13 protein-coding genes are annotated in these 17050 nt (G+C 59.2%); 4 read left to right on the top strand and 9 right to left on the bottom strand.

Annotation, left to right across the window (positions count from 1 at the left end; all coding sequences use genetic code 11):
• Position 1 precedes the first annotated feature (1 nt).
• Positions 2–1324 carry a 3-deoxy-D-manno-octulosonic acid transferase gene (locus tag ACR3FB_RS05235; RefSeq protein WP_480564745.1) on the top strand — a complete coding sequence of 441 codons (1323 nt, stop codon included), beginning with the start codon at positions 2–4 and terminating at the stop codon, positions 1322–1324.
• 42 nt (positions 1325–1366) lie between these two features.
• Here ACR3FB_RS05235 and ACR3FB_RS05230 read toward each other — a convergent pair whose 3' ends face one another.
• From ACR3FB_RS05230 to ACR3FB_RS05215, 4 genes are read right to left on the bottom strand one after another with little or no spacing between them, the layout of a single operon-like run.
• A complete protein-coding gene (locus tag ACR3FB_RS05230) occupies positions 1367–2530 on the bottom strand; it encodes a M20 aminoacylase family protein (RefSeq protein WP_480564742.1) in 1164 nt (387 codons plus the stop codon).
• A 17-nt stretch (positions 2531–2547) separates the two neighbouring features.
• Positions 2548–3714, bottom strand: a complete 1167-nt coding sequence (locus ACR3FB_RS05225) for a M20 aminoacylase family protein (RefSeq protein WP_480564739.1) — start codon at positions 3712–3714, stop codon at positions 2548–2550.
• 17 nt (positions 3715–3731) lie between these two features.
• Positions 3732–4898, bottom strand: coding sequence for an acetylornithine deacetylase (argE, locus tag ACR3FB_RS05220; protein WP_480564736.1), 1167 nt, complete (start codon positions 4896–4898; stop codon positions 3732–3734).
• Between the two features lie 5 nt (positions 4899–4903).
• Positions 4904–6724 (bottom strand): ABC transporter ATP-binding protein, encoded by a 1821-nt coding sequence (locus ACR3FB_RS05215; protein WP_480564733.1) that lies wholly within the window; start codon positions 6722–6724, stop codon positions 4904–4906.
• Between the two features lie 286 nt (positions 6725–7010).
• On the opposite strand from ACR3FB_RS05215, the gene ACR3FB_RS05210 reads away from it, so the two are divergent.
• The 3 genes from ACR3FB_RS05210 to ACR3FB_RS05200 all read left to right on the top strand — a co-directional run bounded on the left by ACR3FB_RS05210 (position 7011) and on the right by ACR3FB_RS05200 (position 10794).
• Positions 7011–8717, top strand: coding sequence for a peptide ABC transporter substrate-binding protein (locus ACR3FB_RS05210; RefSeq protein ID WP_480564730.1), 1707 nt, complete (start codon positions 7011–7013; stop codon positions 8715–8717).
• 96 nt (positions 8718–8813) lie between these two features.
• The gene (locus ACR3FB_RS05205) at positions 8814–9821 is read left to right on the top strand and encodes an ABC transporter permease (protein ID WP_170375080.1); all 1008 of its coding nucleotides are present in this window, start codon (positions 8814–8816) and stop codon (positions 9819–9821) included.
• Positions 9814–10794, top strand: a complete 981-nt coding sequence (locus tag ACR3FB_RS05200) for an ABC transporter permease (RefSeq protein WP_170375078.1) — start codon at positions 9814–9816, stop codon at positions 10792–10794. The genes ACR3FB_RS05205 and ACR3FB_RS05200 overlap by 8 nt, the downstream gene beginning before the upstream one ends.
• 6 nt (positions 10795–10800) lie before the next feature.
• On the opposite strand, the gene ACR3FB_RS05195 is transcribed toward ACR3FB_RS05200, so the two are convergent.
• The 5 genes from ACR3FB_RS05195 to ACR3FB_RS05175 form a co-directional block, all read right to left on the bottom strand.
• The gene (locus ACR3FB_RS05195) at positions 10801–11937 is read right to left on the bottom strand and encodes an MFS transporter (protein WP_480564728.1); all 1137 of its coding nucleotides are present in this window, start codon (positions 11935–11937) and stop codon (positions 10801–10803) included.
• Between the two features lie 72 nt (positions 11938–12009).
• The gene (locus ACR3FB_RS05190) at positions 12010–13287 is read right to left on the bottom strand and encodes a DUF3422 family protein (RefSeq protein ID WP_480526603.1); all 1278 of its coding nucleotides are present in this window, start codon (positions 13285–13287) and stop codon (positions 12010–12012) included.
• A gap of 107 nt (positions 13288–13394) precedes the next feature.
• Positions 13395–13751, bottom strand: coding sequence for a VOC family protein (locus ACR3FB_RS05185; RefSeq protein ID WP_480538034.1), 357 nt, complete (start codon positions 13749–13751; stop codon positions 13395–13397).
• Positions 13752–13910: 159 nt separating this feature from the next.
• Positions 13911–15362, bottom strand: a complete 1452-nt coding sequence (locus ACR3FB_RS05180; RefSeq protein ID WP_170554271.1) for an NAD(P)(+) transhydrogenase (Re/Si-specific) subunit beta — start codon at positions 15360–15362, stop codon at positions 13911–13913.
• Between the two features lie 13 nt (positions 15363–15375).
• Positions 15376–16947: a Re/Si-specific NAD(P)(+) transhydrogenase subunit alpha gene (locus tag ACR3FB_RS05175; RefSeq protein ID WP_480564725.1), complete on the bottom strand. Its 1572-nt coding sequence runs from the start codon at positions 16945–16947 to the stop codon at positions 15376–15378.
• Positions 16948–17050 lie beyond the last annotated feature (103 nt).

Here is a 17050-nt window from a genome sequence, read left to right as displayed (position 1 = left end):
CATGCCCGGCTCTGACGTTCGTGCGACGCTGCTGTACAAGCTGTACTGCGGTGTCACATCTCTCGCGCAGCCTTTGGCTTGGCGTACCGTGCGCAAAAAGCTGCAGGCGGCCGAGGTCTCGGACCAGCGCCAACAGGAGCGTTTGGGCTATGCCAGCCTCGACCGCCCCACGGGACAATTGATCTGGTTTCACGCCGCGAGCGTCGGCGAAAGCCTTTCGGTGCTTAGCCTGATCCACCGGCTTGGCGAGCGCCTGCCTCAAGCCGAGTTCCTGATCACCTCCGGCACGCCCACCTCTGCCGCACTGATTGCCAAGCGACTGCCCCCTCGCACCCGACATCAGTTTCCGCCCTTGGACAGCGCCGGGCCTGTGCGACGGTTTCTGGACCATTGGGCCCCAGATGCCGCAATTTTCGTCGAAAGCGAGATCTGGCCCCGCCTGATCGTCGAGACAGCAGAACGCGGCACACCTCTATGCCTTCTTAACGCACGCTTGTCCGACAAGTCCGTGGCGGGGTGGCAAAAGCGCCCCGAAACTGCGCGCTTCATCCTGGACCACTTCGCGCTGTTTCTGACGCAGAACGACAAAACGGCCAAGAACCTGATCGCCATCGGAGCGGACCCACAACGCGTCCAACCCGGCACCAACCTCAAAGCGATGTCCGACCCGCTGCCGGTGGATCACACCACGCTGGCGGATGTCCAAAGCCAGATCGGCGATCGACCCGTCTGGATCGCCAGTTCGACCCATGCAGGCGAAGAGGAAACGGTTCTGGCCGCCCATAACGCCTTGCTGAAGCAGTACCCAGACTTGCTGTTGCTGCTGATACCGCGCCACCCGGAACGGCGCGAGGAGGTCGCAACCCTCCTGACCAAAGCCAAACTCACATCGGCCTTCCGAACCAAGACAGACCCGATCACCAATGAGACAAAGGTCTACGTAGCCGATACCCTTGGCGAAACCGGCACATGGTACGCGCTTTGCCCGATTGTCTTTCTCGGCGGGTCTTTGAGAGAGATCGGCGGCCACAACCCGTTCGAACCCGCCCAAGCCGGGGCTGCCGTCATAACCGGTCCGGGCTACTTCAATTTTGCCGAAACTTTCGCACCCCTGATCGAAACCGGCGGGGCGGTTCAGGTTGACACTGCCGAAGATCTGGAGAAGGCCGTAAACAACTGGCTATCCAACGACGCAGCCCTGACCCAAGCCCGCTCTGCCGCCCGCGCCTGCGTCTCAACCCAAAAAGACGCGCTGCAAAACGTGATCGAAACGCTCTGCACCAAACTCAACCTTGAGTCGAAGGATCCTTCTTCATCTGGCTGAAAATATCCCGGGGGTGTGGGGGCAGAGCCCCCACCCTCTCCATCAGGCCGCAGGCATCCGCTGTTCGACAATCTCGGCCCACCAGCTGCACCCGGCAGGAATGGCCTCATCGTTGAAATTGTACTCGGGGTGATGAACCATGGCCGTGTCGCCATTGCCCACCAAGATATAGGCACCCGGACGTTCTTCCAGCATAAAGGCAAAATCCTCGCCGCCCATGACTAGAGGGGCCTCTTCGCACGCGCCAGACACCGATCGAGCGACGTCAGCCGCAAACTCGGTCTGCTCGTCGCTGTTCACCATGACCGGATAGCCGCGGATATAGGTCACGTCTGCCGTGCCGCCAAAGGTCGCCGCTACGCCGTTGCAGATCTCGTTGATCCGCTTCTCGGCCAGGTCACGCATCTCCTTGCTCATGGTGCGCACGGTGCCTTTGATCTGAACCGATTGCGGGATCACGTTGAAGGCCTTCGACGAGGTCTCGAACGAGGTTACCGACACAACCACCTGATCAACCGGGTCCGCATTGCGGGACGCTATCGTTTGCAGCGCCAGCACCGCCTGCGCCGTCATCACGGTGGTATCGACCGTCTCCTGCGGTTTGGCGGCATGACCTCCGTGCCCTTCAAACGTGATGTCAAACTGGTCGGTCGCCGCAAAGAACGACCCTCGACGGATCGAGAAGCTGCCAACCGGTTTGCCCGGCCAGTTGTGCATCCCGTAGACCTCCTGAATGTTCCAGCGGTCCATCATGCCGTCTTCACACATCTCGCGACCACCGCCGCCGCCTTCTTCGGCGGGCTGGAAGATCACTACGACGGTGCCATCGAAATTGCGGGTTTCCGACAGGTACTTTGCCGCCCCAAGCAGCATCGCGGTATGACCGTCATGCCCGCAAGCGTGCATCGCACCCGGCGTTTTCGAGGCATAGTCCAGCCCCGTCGCCTCGAGGATCGGCAGAGCGTCCATATCCGCGCGCAGACCGATCACCTTGCCTTTGCTGTCCGACTTGCCTTTGATCACACCCACAACGCCGGTGCGGCCCATACCGGTGACAACCTCATCGCAGCCGAACTCTGTCAGCTTTTCGGCCACCAAAGCGCTGGTGCGGTGGGTTTCAAACAGGATTTCGGGGTTTTCGTGCAGGTCGCGTCGCCATGTGGTGATCTCGTCCTGCAATTCCGCAAAGCGGTTTTTGACTGGCATATCTTGTCTCTCCTAAATCATTCGGCCGGCATCCGGCGTTCGACCATCTCAGCGAACCAGCTACAACCGGCAGGTATGGCGTCATCATCGAAATTGTATTCCGGGTGGTGACACATCGCGGTGTCCCCGTTCCCTAGAAAGATGTAGGCTCCGGGCCGTTCTTCAAGCATGTAGGCGAAATCTTCCGACGGCATGACCGGGTCGGTACCATCGTTCACCTTTCCAGCCACGGCTGCGGCGGCCTCAGCGGCATAGCTGGTCTCGGCCTCGGAATTCACCGTCACCGGATAGCCTGGGGTCCATTCTACTATAGCGGACGCGTCAAAAGCCGAGGCCGTATCTTCGGCAATCCGGCGAACACGCTGTTCCGCGACCGCGCGGTACTCGGGGTCAAGCGTTCGTACCGTGCCTTTCAGACGGACCGTATGCGCAATGACGTTTGAGGCGACGCTGTCCGTCTCAAACGTGCCCACTGTCAGAACAACCCGTTTGATCGGATCGACGGTGCGGGCCACAACGGATTGCAAAGACACAACAATATGCGAGGCGACAAGCGTTGTATCCACCGCCTCATGCGGGGCTGCCGCGTGGCCACCCTTGCCGGTGACGGTAATTTCGAACTCGTCCGACGAGGCCAGCAGGGCTCCGGGCCGGATCGCAAATTCGCCGACCGGCAGGCCGGGCATGTTGTGCATGCCGTAAACTTCCTGAATGCCCCAGCGCTCCATCAACCCGTCCTGACACATGGCGAGGCCTCCGGCGCCGCCCTCCTCGGCCGGTTGAAAGATCAGCACGGCAGTCCCATCGAAATTCCGCGTCTCGGCCAGGTACTGCGCAGCGCCCAGCAGCATCGAGGTGTGTCCGTCATGCCCACAGGCATGCATCTTACCCGGAACGGTCGAGGCATAGTCCAGACCCGTCGCCTCTTCGATCGGCAGGGCGTCCATATCTGCCCGCAATCCGATCACCCGACCCCTGGTGTCCGAGCGGCCCTTGATCACTGCAACAACGCCTGTCTTGCCGACCCCCTCGGTGATTTCATCGACACCGAAGGCCTTCAGCCGTTCCACAACAAAACCGGCGGTCTCGTGAACGTCATACATCAGCTCGGGATGAGCATGCAGATGGCGGCGCCACTTGGTGATCTCTGCCTGCATTTCGGCAAACCTTTTTTTCACCGGCATTTTGGACCTCCTTGGGTTCAGGTGGACAGTTTCTCAACCAAACGTTGCATGAATGCTTGACCCGCTTCGAACTGCGCGACAGAGATGAACTCGTTCGGTTGATGCGCCTGCGCGATGTCCCCGGGGCCGCAGATGACCGCGGAATAACCTGCTTCCTGAAACTGCCCGGCCTCGGTGCCATAACTGACCACATGGCTTGCGTTGTCACCGGTCAGCGCGCGTACCAGAGCTTCGGCCTCGCCATCCTTTTCGGGGACCAGACCGGGGATCGAGAAATTCTCAGAGATCTCGATCCGCGCTTCGGGGTGAACCGCCTGCATCCGCGCCTCGACCTCGCGCACCTGTTCGAAATAGGCATCGCGCCACGCGGCTTTGCTTTCATCCGGCAACGTGCGGAAATCCAGCATGAAGTGGCAATCCTTGGCGGTGATATTATGCGCGGTGCCGCCTTCGATCATTCCCACATGGACCGTGGTCCAGGGCGGATCGAACACCGCTGCCGTTTCGCTAGGCGTGGCCGCCTTATTGCGGGCGTTCTGTTCGTTCGCCCAATTGATCAGTGGCGCGGCCTCCATGATGGCATTCACACCGGTGTGCATGATCGAGCTGTGGACCTCGAACCCAACCATATGCGTATCATAGCCAAAACCACCCTTGTGGCCGGTGACAGCCTGCATTGTCGAAGGCTCGCCCACGATCACCGCCGAGCCTTTTGGCAGCACTTTGTTCATCGCCTCGATCATTGGCGGAGCGCCAGTGCATCCGACCTCTTCATCGAAGCTCAGCGCCAGTTGCAAGGGGCGCTTGAGGCCTGCATCGCGCGCCTCGACCAGTGCCCAGATCGCGAGCGCGTCAAAACCCTTCATGTCGCAGGTGCCGCGTCCGTAATACTTGCCGTCCTTCTCAGTGACAGTGAAAGGATCCGTGTCCCAGGGCTGTCCGTCCACCGGAACGACATCGGTGTGACCCGAGAGGACGACGCCCCCCTCTTCCCACGGGCCGACATGCGCAAAAATCGCCGCCTTGTGCGGCTGATCCGGGTCCGGCCAGCGATGGGCCTCGATACCGTGTTCGTTCAGGTAACCTTCGACCCAGTCCACCAACGGCAAGTTTGTGTCACGGCTTACAGTCGGGAATGAGATCAGTTTGGTCATGATCTCAAGCGGCGTCAGACGCTGTGGCATATGTGTTAGTACCCGCTATCCGTAGTCAGGATGAAATGGCCCGGCTCAACCTCTTTGTACTTCGACGGTTCTGGCGCGTATCCAATTGGATGAATGGGTGACGGGATCGGCTTGAAATTCAAGTCTTTTTCCGATTTCCGTTTTTTCGGGTCCGCGATTGGAACCGCCTTCATCAGCGCCTGTGTATACGGGTGCTGCGGGTTCTCGAACACCCGCGCGCGTGGACCAAGCTCGACAATCCGGCCCAGATACATCACGCCCACATGGTGGCTGACCCGCTCCACAACGGCCATATCATGACTGATGAACAGGTAAGACAGGCTCAGCTCGGATTGCAGTTCCATCATCAGGTTCAACACCTGCGCCTGCACCGACACGTCCAGCGCCGAGACCGCCTCATCCGCGATGATCAGTTTCGGGTTCAAGGCCAACGCGCGAGCGATGGCGATACGCTGGCGCTGACCGCCGGACATCTCATGCGGGAAGCGGCGCATAAAGCTGCGCGGCAGTTGCACCTTGTCGAACAGCTGCGCCACGCGATCTTGCAGTTCCGACCCCGAGGCCACACCGTAGTTGCGCATGGGTTCGGCCACTTGATCGACCAACTGCATCTGCGGATTGAGCGAGGCAAACGGATCCTGAAAGATCATCTGCATATCCAGCCGCGCCTTGCGCAGACCGGATTGGTCCAGCTTCATGATATCGACGCCGTCCAGATTGACCTCACCCGCCATCGGCTCGACCAGCCGCAGGATCGAGCGACCAGCCGAGGACTTTCCGCATCCCGATTCGCCCACAAGGCTGAGTGTCTGCCCTTTGTTCAGCGTGAACGAGACATCCTCAACCGCGTGAACATTCGAGATCGTCCGACGCAGCAAACCGCCTTTGACGGGGAAACGCGTGGTCAGGTTCTTGACCGTCAGCAGTGTTTCCTCCGTGCCGGGAATCGGAGCGATGTTCTGCCCTTCAACACCCAGAAGTTTCATCGGTTCCGGCGCGGCCTTCCCCTGCATCTCACCCAGTTTCGGCACCGCAGCCAGCAGCGCCTTGGTGTAATCATGCTGCGGGTTCTCGAAAATTTCGGTGACCGAGCCCTCTTCGACCTTGTTGCCACGGAACATGACTACAACGCGGTCGGCCATCTGTGCCACAACGGCCATGTCATGGGTAATGAACATCACCGCGGTGCCCGTTTCCCGTTTCAAGCGGTCCATCAGGGCCAGAATCTCAGCCTGAATCGTCACGTCCAATGCGGTCGTCGGTTCGTCCGCGATCAGCAGACGTGGCTCGCAAGCCATCGCCATTGCAATCACCACGCGTTGGCGCATGCCGCCTGAAAGCTCGTGCGGGTACTGCTTCAACCGGCGCTCGGGTTCGGGGATTCGCACCTGGCGCAGCAGCTCCAAAGCGCGCTCTTCTGCCTGCGTCTTGGACATGTCCTTGTGAATGCGCAGCCCTTCGGTCAGTTGCCGACCAACGGTGAAAACCGGGTTCAGGGCGGTCATCGGCTCCTGAAAGATCATACCGATCTCATTGCCGCGAATCTGTTTCATCAGATCCTGATCGGCATCGGCCAGGTCCATCTCGGCCCCGTCGCGGCGGTCAAACAGCAGCTCGCCACCGGCGATTTCGCCTCCGCCGAACTCGACAAGACGCATCAGAGACAGCGAGGAAACCGATTTGCCCGAGCCCGATTCGCCAACGATACAAACCGTTTCGCCCGGATTTACCTCGAACGAGACGTCCTCAACGCCCACGACCGGGCCGTCTTTCGTCTGAAACTCCACCCTCAGTTTTTTGATCTGGGCAATTGGTTGATCCAGCACGCGCGCGCTCCCTTTTGGGTCGTTTTGTTTTTATGGATGCCGAACGCTAAGGCGGCGAGCCAGGAAAAGTCAAACGCAATGCACGATTTCGTGACGGCAAGGCTTGCAATTTTCCTAAGTTCTGTTTCGATACCCGCGTAACCGACAACCAGCGAAGGCAGAAATCGCGTTGCGCGAAATGCAATTGCTATTTCTAACAATGCCTTAGCCACAAGTCGGCAACGCCAAATCCGCAGGCATTGCGGAGATAATCGAGACACGCAAGTGTCCAATTCGGGAGTGACTTATGAAGATCAAAACCCTTTTGCTTGGTGCGATTGCAAGCACGGCGATGGCCCCTGCGGCCTTTGCCGAGCGTGGATCGGACGGCAATGTCAGCATCATTTATTGGCAGGCTCCGTCAATTATGAACCCGTTTCTGTCGGGTGGCACAAAAGATGTTGAGGCAGCCTCGCTGGTTATCGAACCACTTGCACGCTACGACCAAGACGGGAACATGGTGCCGTATCTGGCCGCTGAAATCCCGACCGTCGAAAATGGCGGCGTCAGCGAAGACCTGACCACCATTACCTGGAAAATTGCGCCTGGTCTCACATGGTCGGACGGTACTCCGTTCACCTCGGCCGACGTGGTCTTTACCGCAAACTACTGCATGGACCCCGAAGGCGGTTGTGCTCAGGTGACCAAGTTTGAAGGCGTCACCGATGTCGAAGCTGTCGATGACCTAACCGTTAAGGTAACGTTCGACGCACCGACCCCATTCCCCTACGGACCGTTTGTGGGTGGTGAAAGCCCGATCATTCAGGCCGCTCAGTTCGCTGACTGCATGGGCGCAAAAGCCCCTGAATGTACAGATCAGAACTTCAACCCGATCGGCACTGGCCCGTTTGTCGTCACCGAGTTCAAACCGAACGACGTGATCACATTTGCCGCCAACGACAACTACCGCGACCCGGCCAAGCCGGCGTTTGCCAGCGTGACCTTCAAAGGTGGCGGCGACGCAACAGCGGCAGGTCGTGCGGTTATGGAAACCGGCGAGTTTGACTACGCGTGGAACCTGCAGCTGGCCCCTGAGGTCATTGCGCAGATGCAGGAAGGTGGCAAAGGTACTCCGGTCGCAGGCTTCGGCCCGCTGGTCGAGCGTATCATGCTGAACCAGACCAACCCGTCGCCCGATCTGCCGGAAGGCGAGCGTTCGACAGCCGCGCATCCGCACCCATTCCTGCAAGATCCTGCCGTCTACAAAGCCATGTCCATGGCCATCGACCGCCCGCTGCTGGTTGAAATCGGCTATGGCCAAGCTGGCAAAGTGACCTGTAACTGGGTTCCGGCTCCGGCTGCGTTTAGCTCTACCTCGATGAGCTGTGACACGCAGGATATCGAAGGCGCGAAGAAACTGCTGGATGACGCAGGCATCGTTGATAACGATGGCGACGGCATTCGTGAAAAAGACGGCGTGCCGCTGAAAATCGTCTACCAGACCTCGACCAACGCTGTGCGTCAGGACTTCCAGGCGCTGATCAAAGAATGGTGGAGCCAGATCGGCATTGAGTCCGAACTGCGCAACATCAACGCATCGGTCTTCTTCGGTGGTGACCCGGGTTCGCCTGACACCTTCCAGAAGTTCTATGCAGACGTTGAGATGTACGCCAACACCTTCAACGGCACCGACCCTCAGTCCTATCTGGGCAACGGTCTGTGCGACAAGGCACCGAAGCCAGAATCGCAGTGGCAGGGTGAGAACATCAGCCGCTTCTGCAACGAAGAGTTTGACGCCTTGCACGCCAAACTGGCTGAAACAGCGGGTCTGGAAGCCCGTGCGGAGATCGCCAAGCAGCTGAACGACATCATGGTTCAAAACGGCGGCATGATCCCGCTGGTGCACCGTGGCCGTCTGTCGGCGCATGCAAACACCCTGGGTGGTGTTGTCCTGAACGTTTGGGACAGCGAGCTGTGGAACATTGCGGACTGGTACCGCAAGACCGGTTCCTAAGCGTTAATCTTGCAATATCGCGCCCCGATCTTTATCGGGGCGCGGTCATTTGCAGACCACTCCAACAAAAAGACGCATCAACAAAGGCGCCTTTGAATGCTCAACTTTACCATCAGACGACTGGTGCTGGCCGTACCCACGCTGCTGTTCATCAGCCTCGTCATCTTCCTGCTGCTCGAGCTTGCCCCAGGCGACCCGATGGCACAGGTTCCCCTTACCGTTCCGCCCGAAGTCAAAGAGAAGATGCGCGAGGCCCTTGGCCTTGGCCAGCCAATGCATATCCGGTTCTGGAAATGGATCGTGCAATTCTTCTGGATCGAACCGCAGGTTCTGATCGACCACATGTTCGGCACCACTTTCTCTGAAGGTGACCTGCGTGTGATTTCGTGGCAGACCCGCTCTCCCGTTATGGACATCGTCGTTCAGCGTATCCCGCAGACCCTGTGGGTTGTTGGCACCGCCTATGTGGTCGCCATCCTGATCGCCCTGCCCATCGGCATCTATTCCGCATACCGCCAGTATTCCTGGTTCGACCAGATGGGTACCTTCGTGTCGATGGTCGGCTTCTCGGTCCCGCCCTTCTTCTCGGGCGTGCTGGTGATCGTGATCTTTTCGGTCCAACTGGGCTGGTTCCCATCGATCTATGACACGACTCACGTGGTGAATAGCTGGGATAGCTTCGTGGTGCAGCTGAAGCAGATGATCATGCCGGTCATGGTACTGGCGCTGCAGATCACGGCGCAGCTGAGCCGGTTCATGCGCGCCTCAATGCTGGATAATCTCAACCAAGACTACGTTCGTACCGCCCGAGCCAAAGGGCTGAGCGAATACACAGTTGTGATGGTCCACGTCCTGCGCAACTCGATGATCCCCGTGGTTACCGTTATTGCGCTAGGTATTCCGGCCATCTTCGGCGGCGCAATCATCACCGAGCAGGTCTTCAAGGTGAACGGTATTGGCCAGTTGCTGATTGGCGCGATTCAAGCCAATGACCTGCCTATGGTACAGACGCTGACCTTCATCTTTGCGGTGCTGATCGTTTTGTTCAACCTGATCGCTGACGTGCTCTACGGCATTCTGGACCCGAGGATTCGCTATGACTGATACAGACAAATCAGACACGCTGGTCCCCGACGAAGGACTGGCCCCTGCCTCAACCGCGCTGCCGACCGCAGGCGTGATGGACGACCTGGCCACCCCACCCCGCAGCCAGTGGCGCGATGTGTGGGATCAGTTCAAAACGCACAAAGGCGCGATGATCGGAGCGATCCTGTTCATCTTCATCGTCGCCGGTGTGTATCTGGGGCCCTACCTCTGGAGCATCGATCCAACCCAGATCGACATCCGGTCGCGCAATCAGGGCCCCAGCTGGGCGCATCCGTTCGGCACCGATCAGCTGGGCCGGGATATTCTGGCGCGGATGATGTCGGGCGGGCAGACCTCGGTCTCGGTTGGCATCACCGCTATGTTGCTGGCGCTGTTTCTGGGATCGTTCATTGGTGTGATCGCAGGCTTCTTCAAACGCCTCGACGGGCCGTTGATGCGACTGACCGACCTGTTCCTCGCACTGCCCCTGCTACCGCTGCTGCTGGTCATGATGCTGCTGTTCCGCGAGCCTCTGTCCGCCGCATTCGGGCTGGAGCGTGGGATTTTCATCCTGATCGTCTGCGCCATCGGCATCACCTCGTGGATGCCCACGGCGCGGATCGTGCGGGGCGACGTGCTGGCCATCAAAGAGCGTGAGTTCGTTCTCGCGGCACGTTCAATCGGCACCAGCAACCGGCAGATCATCACGCGGCACATCCTGCCGAACGTCCTGTCTCCGATCATGGTGTCGGCAACGCTGGGGATTGCGACGGCGATCATCACCGAAAGCGCGCTGTCCTTCCTCGGGCTCGGCTTCCCGCCGGATTTCCCGACCTGGGGCCGCCTGCTTTTTGATGGCGTCGACTATCTTCAGCAATACCCCGAGCGTGTGTTCTGGCCCGGCCTTGCGATCTCGCTGACTGTACTCAGCGTGAACTATCTGGGCGATGGCTTGCGAGACGCGCTGGATCCGCGCATTCGCGGCCGGTGATAAACCTCAGTCGGCGCGCTTCAGCGCGCCGGCACAGACCACGATCAGCACCGCCAGCGGCAGCAAGACGCCAAACGCCATCCGCAGCGACAGCAATTCAGCCAGAAACCCGATCAGCGGCGGTCCGATCAACAGTCCCCCATATCCGAGCGTTGCGACACTGGCGATGGCCTGTCCCGGTGGAGTGTTTGGGTCGTTCGCTGCGCGGCTGAACGCCAAGGGCATGATCACCGCATAACCGACCCCCATAAGCGTGAACCCGACCAACGCCAATGGCGCGGCACCGGCGGACACCACGCAGAACACCCCTATCGCAGCAAAGACACCACCGCCCCTAGCTGCTGCGACCGGGCCGACGCGCGCGATGAGGAAGCCGCCAGCCAAACGACACACCACCATCGCGACCGAAAAAACCGCATAACCCAAGGCTGCGACACTCTCAGCGGCCCCAGTAACGTCGCGCAGGAAAAGGGCGCTCCAATCTGCGACCGCACCTTCCCCCAACGCACCACATAGCGCGGTGAAACCAACGAGGATCAACACCCCGGACGGGAATGCAAACACGGCACCTTGAGACTGTTCCGCGCGGCGCGACGTCCATTGTACCCAGGACATCGCCAAGGCCAGTGCCACCACAACGCCTCCCGCAACCAGAAAATGCTGCAGAACAGTCGCATCCCACTGAACAGCTATAAATCCACTGACCGCCCCAAGGCCGGCACCAAGGCTCCACATCGCATGAAACGAGGACATGAGCGGTTTGTCGAAGGCCTGCTCTACCTCGGCTGCCCAAGCGTTCATCGCCACGTCCATCGAGCCATGAAAGGCACCGAAAAGAAACAGGAACGCCGCAAGCATGGTGAAGCTGTCGGCCAGCGCCAGCAAAACCAGCGAAAAGGTGTACAGCACCGCGATGATCCGCGTGATCGATACGGCCCCAAACCGGTCGGTCAATCGCCCGGTCACCGGGAAGGAGCAGACGGCACCCGCTGCCATGAACAAAAGACCATAGCCAAGCTCTTCATGGCTGAGGTTCAGATGATCGCGCACCGCCGGGATGCGAGAGGCCCAGATACCGAACAGGGCACCATTCAGCGCGAACATCGCGGTGACGGCGCGCCACGCAGCAACGACACTGATCATATTAAAGCTCCGCTTATTTGATGCGCTTCGCCGGTTACTAGTACAACGCTACCAAACAGAGGCAAGCGCCGCTCACTCTAGCCGCCGCCGAATTCTGCGGACGCCCACCCAAACGGCCAGAATGACCGGAACAGTGACCAAAGCCGTCAACATTCCCTTGCTGATCCCCGCCGACGTCAGAGGATACAGCAGATAGCTGACCAGCGAGACGGCGTAGTAGCTGATGGCAACCACCGACAGCCCCTCGACCGTGCGCTGCAGCCGCAGGGCCTGATCAGCGCGGCGGTCCATGCTTTCCAGCAAGGCCTGGTTCTGCGCGCTGCGTTCCACGTCCACACGTGTTCGCAGTAGATCTCCGGCGCGGATGGCCCGGTCTGACAGGGCCTGTAGGCGCAATTCAGTCGACTTAACAGTCCGCATCGCAGGGTCATAGCGGCGCATCATGAAATCGGCAAAGCTCTGCCCCCCCATGAACCGCTCTTCCCGCAAAACCTTGACGCGCTGGTTAACGATGGCCTCGTAGGCGCCCGTGGCCCCAAACCGAAAGGTACAGCGTGCCGAGATCGTCTCCAACTCGGTTGAGGTTTTCAGCAGCTGCGGCAGCATGTCATCGGGATGTTTGCCGCCATCGGTCATCTCGCCCATCAGCGCGGTCAGCTTCTGATCCAACTCGCCAATGCGCGTTGTCAGAGATTTGACCCGCGCAAACCCCAGCATGGACATGGCCTTGTAGGTCTCGATTTCGCACAGGCGCTGGATGATCCGTCCAACCCGGCGCTCTCCAGTTCCATCCGACACGAACAGCGCAAACCGCATGTGCCCTGCGGGGTCGATGCGAAAATCGCTGGCGCAGATCGCGGCATCGTCCAAAACGCGGGACACGGCAAGGCTTTCGGGTTCGAACCAATCCGGTAGCAAGTTCCGGACGACGTCATCCTCTGGGCGCGGAACAACTCGTAGCAAAGCCGACGTGATCCTCTGACCGGGACTGGCCATCATCCAATCTGGGGGGAAGACTTCGAAATCGGCGGGGTTGAACGCCCGCTCACTCACGTTCTGAGAGATCGCAGTAAAGGTTACGAACTCAGTGTGTTGCTCCCACTTGAGCCAATGGCGTCCGATCTGCCCCGCATAGTGGGTCGCGTCGGGTTGAGGGTGCGGCGCGCCGTGACGATCCAGCAGATTTATCAAATGCGCAATGTCGTCCTGCCGGTCCCCACTTTGCGACGTGCCGGGCTTTTTGATCGCCAGAAAGGCAACCGTGCATGGAACCTGCGCCACCGGAAAAGGTCGGGCGTGCAGTTCATTGGCAAGCCGATAGCGTAAAGGGTGGTCATCGATTGGCGTCATGCAGGGCTCCGATTCATCCGACACACTATACGGCACACCCAAAATACATCAATTCCCATTTTATTTCAGATACTTACAAGAATGCGACGGTATACATTCCAGCCAATTCATTGATTTGGCTGCCATAGCTCGATGGGATTGCCTTCGGGATCATGAATACGGGCGAATTTACCCACCTCGCTATCCCAATCCGGATTGGTTTCGACGGTGATCCCTGCGTCCTGTAGCTGGCGTGTCAAAGCGGCCAAATCATCAACCCTGAAATTGATCATCCACTGCTGCTCGCTTCGGCCAAAATACGCGGTATCCTGGGCGAAGGGTGCAAAGACCGTATAGCCTTCGGCCTGCTTCCAAGGGACCGGATCATAGTGATTTACCCCCAGGTGTCTTTCATACCATTCACTCAAGGCCTTGGGGTTCTTGGCGCGAAAAAAGACCCCGCCGATTCCGTTTACTTTCTCCATGACCTTGCTCCCACAAAGTACCCTTCAGACGTAAAATAGCATATCAAGCTTGCTTCATCTGGCTGCAATACTCTGGAGGCGCGAAGGCCAAGCCCGCTTCAAAGTAGAAAAGAAAAGGGCGCCCGCAGGCGCCCTTTGCAATTGAATTGTGCGTTTAGATCACTCGATCATCGGCAGCAGCTTGTCTAGCGACTGCTTGGCGTCGCCATAGAACATGCGCGTGTTCTCTTTGAAGAACAGCGGGTTCTCGATGCCCGAATAGCCAGTGCCCTGACCACGCTTGGACACAAAGACCTGCTTGGCCTTCCAGCACTCCAGAACCGGCATACCGGCGATGGGGCTGTTGGGATCCTCCTGCGCCGCAGGGTTCACGATGTCGTTCGAGCCGATGACGATGGCCACATCCGTGTCCGGGAAATCGTCGTTGATCTCATCCATCTCAAGCACGATGTCATATGGCACTTTCGCCTCGGCCAGCAGAACATTCATGTGGCCCGGCAGACGTCCGGCAACGGGGTGGATCGCAAAGCGCACCTCTTTGCCCTTGGCGCGCAGCTTGCGGACCAACTCGGACACCGACTGCTGTGCCTGAGCAACAGCCATGCCGTAACCCGGGATGATGACAATGCTGTCCGCATCGTTCAGCGCGGCGGCCACGCCGTCCGCCTCAATCGCGATCTGTTCGCCCTCAACGGCCATCTGCTCACCCTGCGGGCCACCGAAGCCACCCAGGATCACGCTGACAAAGTGACGGTTCATCGCCTTGCACATGATGTAAGACAGGATCGCACCCGACGAGCCGACCAGAGCACCAACAACGATCAGCAGGTCGTTGCCAAGGCTAAAGCCAATCGCCGCAGCCGCCCAACCCGAATACGAGTTCAGCATCGACACAACCACGGGCATGTCAGCACCACCGATCCCCATGATCAGGTGATAGCCGATGAACAGCGCCGCCAGTGTCATCAGGACCAATGGCAGCAGACCACCCGAAGCGGTGTACCAGATCAGGCAGATCAGCGAGAGCCCCGCAGCCGCCGCGTTCAGCGCATGACCGCCGGGCAGCTTGGTCGCCGCAGACGTCACCTTGCCCGCCAGTTTGCCATAGGCCACGACCGAACCGGTAAAAGTAATCGCGCCAATGAAGATGCCCAGGAACAGCTCTACATGCAGGATCGCCAGTTCCGCCGGAGTCTTCTTGGCGATCAGCTTTGCGAATGCACCAAGGTCAGACAGGTCCGCCTGACCCGCGCTATCCTTGATCGCCATGACCTGAGCCACGTTTCCGATCTCGAAATGCGCATTGAAGCCGACGAACACGGCCGCAAGACCGACCAGCGAGTGCATCGCAGCGACCAGCTGCGGCATCTCGGTCATCTGGACGCGCTGCGCCACGTATTGACCGATCAGACCACCGCCGATGATCAGCAGGATGGACAGCAGCCACAGGCCCGAACCCGGACCGACCAGCGTGGCGAAAACCGCCAGCGCCATGCCGACGATACCGTACCAGACAGCGCGTTTGGCGCTTTCTTGGTTCGACAGGCCGCCGAGCGACAGGATGAAAAGGACAGCCGCAACAACATAAGCGGCAGAAGTGAAGCCAATCATATGCCCGACCTCCTTAGGATTTCTGGAACATGGCGAGCATGCGCCGGGTTACGAGGAAGCCGCCGAAGATATTGATCCCGGCCATGAACACGGACAGTGCCGCCAGCAGAATAACCAGGAACGACCCGGACCCGATCTGCATCAAAGCCCCGACGATAATGATCGACGAGATCGCGTTGGTGATCGCCATAAGCGGTGTGTGTAAGCTGTGCGCAACGCCCCAGATCACCTGGAAGCCCACAAAAATCGCCAACACAAAGACGATGAAGTGCTGCATGAAGCTGGCCGGAGCGATCAGCCCCACCAACAGCATCAACGCACCACCGACACCCAGCAAGGTGAACTGCTGCTTGGTCTGCGCCTTGAAGGCTGCGATTTCCTGCGCTTTTTTCTCTTCCGGGGTCAGTTCCTTGACCTCGGGTTTCTTCTGCGCGGCAATCGCCTGCACTTTGGGCGGAGGCGGCGGGAAGGTGATCTCACCCTCATGGGTCACGGTTGCACCGCGGATCACGTCATCTTCCATGTCGTGGTTGATCTGACCGTCCTTGTCGGGCGTCAGGTCAGACATCATGTGACGGATGTTGGTCGCGTACAGAGATGACGCCTGCGCTGCCATCCGGCTGGGGAAGTCGGTGTAACCGATGATGGTCACGCCATTGTCGGTCACGATCTTCTCATCTGCGACGGTCAGCTTACAGTTGCCGCCTTTCTCCGCCGCCAAATCGACGATGACCGAGCCCGGCTTCATCGCTTCGACCATATCCTTGGTCCAAAGCTCGGGCGCTTCGCGGTTCGGGATCAGCGCGGTGGTGATCACGATGTCCATCTCGGGCGCCAATTCACGGAACTTGGCCAACTGCGCTTCGCGGAACTCATCCGACTGAACGCTGGCATAGCCACCGGTGGCCGCGCCGTCCTGCTGGTCTTCCTCAAAGTCCAGGTAGACAAACTCGGCACCCATTGACTCGACCTGTTCGGCTACTTCGGGGCGCACGTCGAACGCATAGGTGATTGCACCCAGCGAAGTGGAGGTACCAATCGCCGCCAGACCGGCAACACCGGCACCCACGATCAGCACCTTGGCAGGCGGCACCTTACCGGCCGCCGTCACCTGACCGGTGAAGAAACGGCCAAAGTTGTTGCCCGCCTCAATCACCGCGCGATACCCAGCGATGTTCGCCATTGAGGACAAAGCGTCCATCTTTTGCGCACGGGAAATACGCGGAACCATCTCCATCGCTATGACATTCGCGCCTTTGGACTTGGCAGCCTCCATCCCCTCTTCGTTCCCTGCCGGGTTGAAGAAAGAGATCAGCGTCTTGCCTTTGGTCAGGCGCTTCAGCTCAGTCTCATTCGGCTGGCGCACCTTGGCGACGATATCCGCAGCTTTCCAAAGCGACGCCGCGGTTTTCATAACCTCGACACCGGCCTCTTTGTAAGCCGCATCAGAAAAGCCCGCCGCAGCACCGGCGCCCTTTTCGATCAGGCAGTCATAGCCCAGTTTTTGCAGCTGGCGCGCCGAGTCCGGCGTCATCGCCACCCGGTTCTCACCGTCAAAAACTTCTTTTGGCGTTCCTATCTTCAACGGAGAGCCTCCTTTACTTTCGATATGTTCGCGCGAGTTCTTTGCATCTTTCGTTCAATCCCCACCTACATTGCGAAAGATTATTTCGCAACTGCAGCATTCG

It is taken from the genome of Ruegeria sp. AO1 (assembly GCF_056535985.1).
Note: the sequence above shows the minus strand (reverse complement) of the source record. Positions and strands in the feature narration are given on the sequence as shown.

Coding starts and splice junctions, on each gene's coding strand:
- ACR3FB_RS05180 (WP_170554271.1), bottom strand. CDS start 15,362: ATGATTGGCTTCACTTCTGCCGCTTATGTTGTTGCGGCTGTCCTTTTC.
- argE (WP_480564736.1), bottom strand. CDS start 4,898: ATGCCACAGCGTCTGACGCCGCTTGAGATCATGACCAAACTGATCTCA.
- ACR3FB_RS05200 (WP_170375078.1), top strand. CDS start 9,814: ATGACTGATACAGACAAATCAGACACGCTGGTCCCCGACGAAGGACTG.
- ACR3FB_RS05185 (WP_480538034.1), bottom strand. CDS start 13,751: ATGGAGAAAGTAAACGGAATCGGCGGGGTCTTTTTTCGCGCCAAGAAC.
- ACR3FB_RS05225 (WP_480564739.1), bottom strand. CDS start 3,714: ATGCCGGTGAAAAAAAGGTTTGCCGAAATGCAGGCAGAGATCACCAAG.
- ACR3FB_RS05210 (WP_480564730.1), top strand. CDS start 7,011: ATGAAGATCAAAACCCTTTTGCTTGGTGCGATTGCAAGCACGGCGATG.
- ACR3FB_RS05230 (WP_480564742.1), bottom strand. CDS start 2,530: ATGCCAGTCAAAAACCGCTTTGCGGAATTGCAGGACGAGATCACCACA.
- ACR3FB_RS05235 (WP_480564745.1), top strand. CDS start 2: ATGCCCGGCTCTGACGTTCGTGCGACGCTGCTGTACAAGCTGTACTGC.
- ACR3FB_RS05205 (WP_170375080.1), top strand. CDS start 8,814: ATGCTCAACTTTACCATCAGACGACTGGTGCTGGCCGTACCCACGCTG.
- ACR3FB_RS05190 (WP_480526603.1), bottom strand. CDS start 13,287: ATGACGCCAATCGATGACCACCCTTTACGCTATCGGCTTGCCAATGAA.
- ACR3FB_RS05195 (WP_480564728.1), bottom strand. CDS start 11,937: ATGATCAGTGTCGTTGCTGCGTGGCGCGCCGTCACCGCGATGTTCGCG.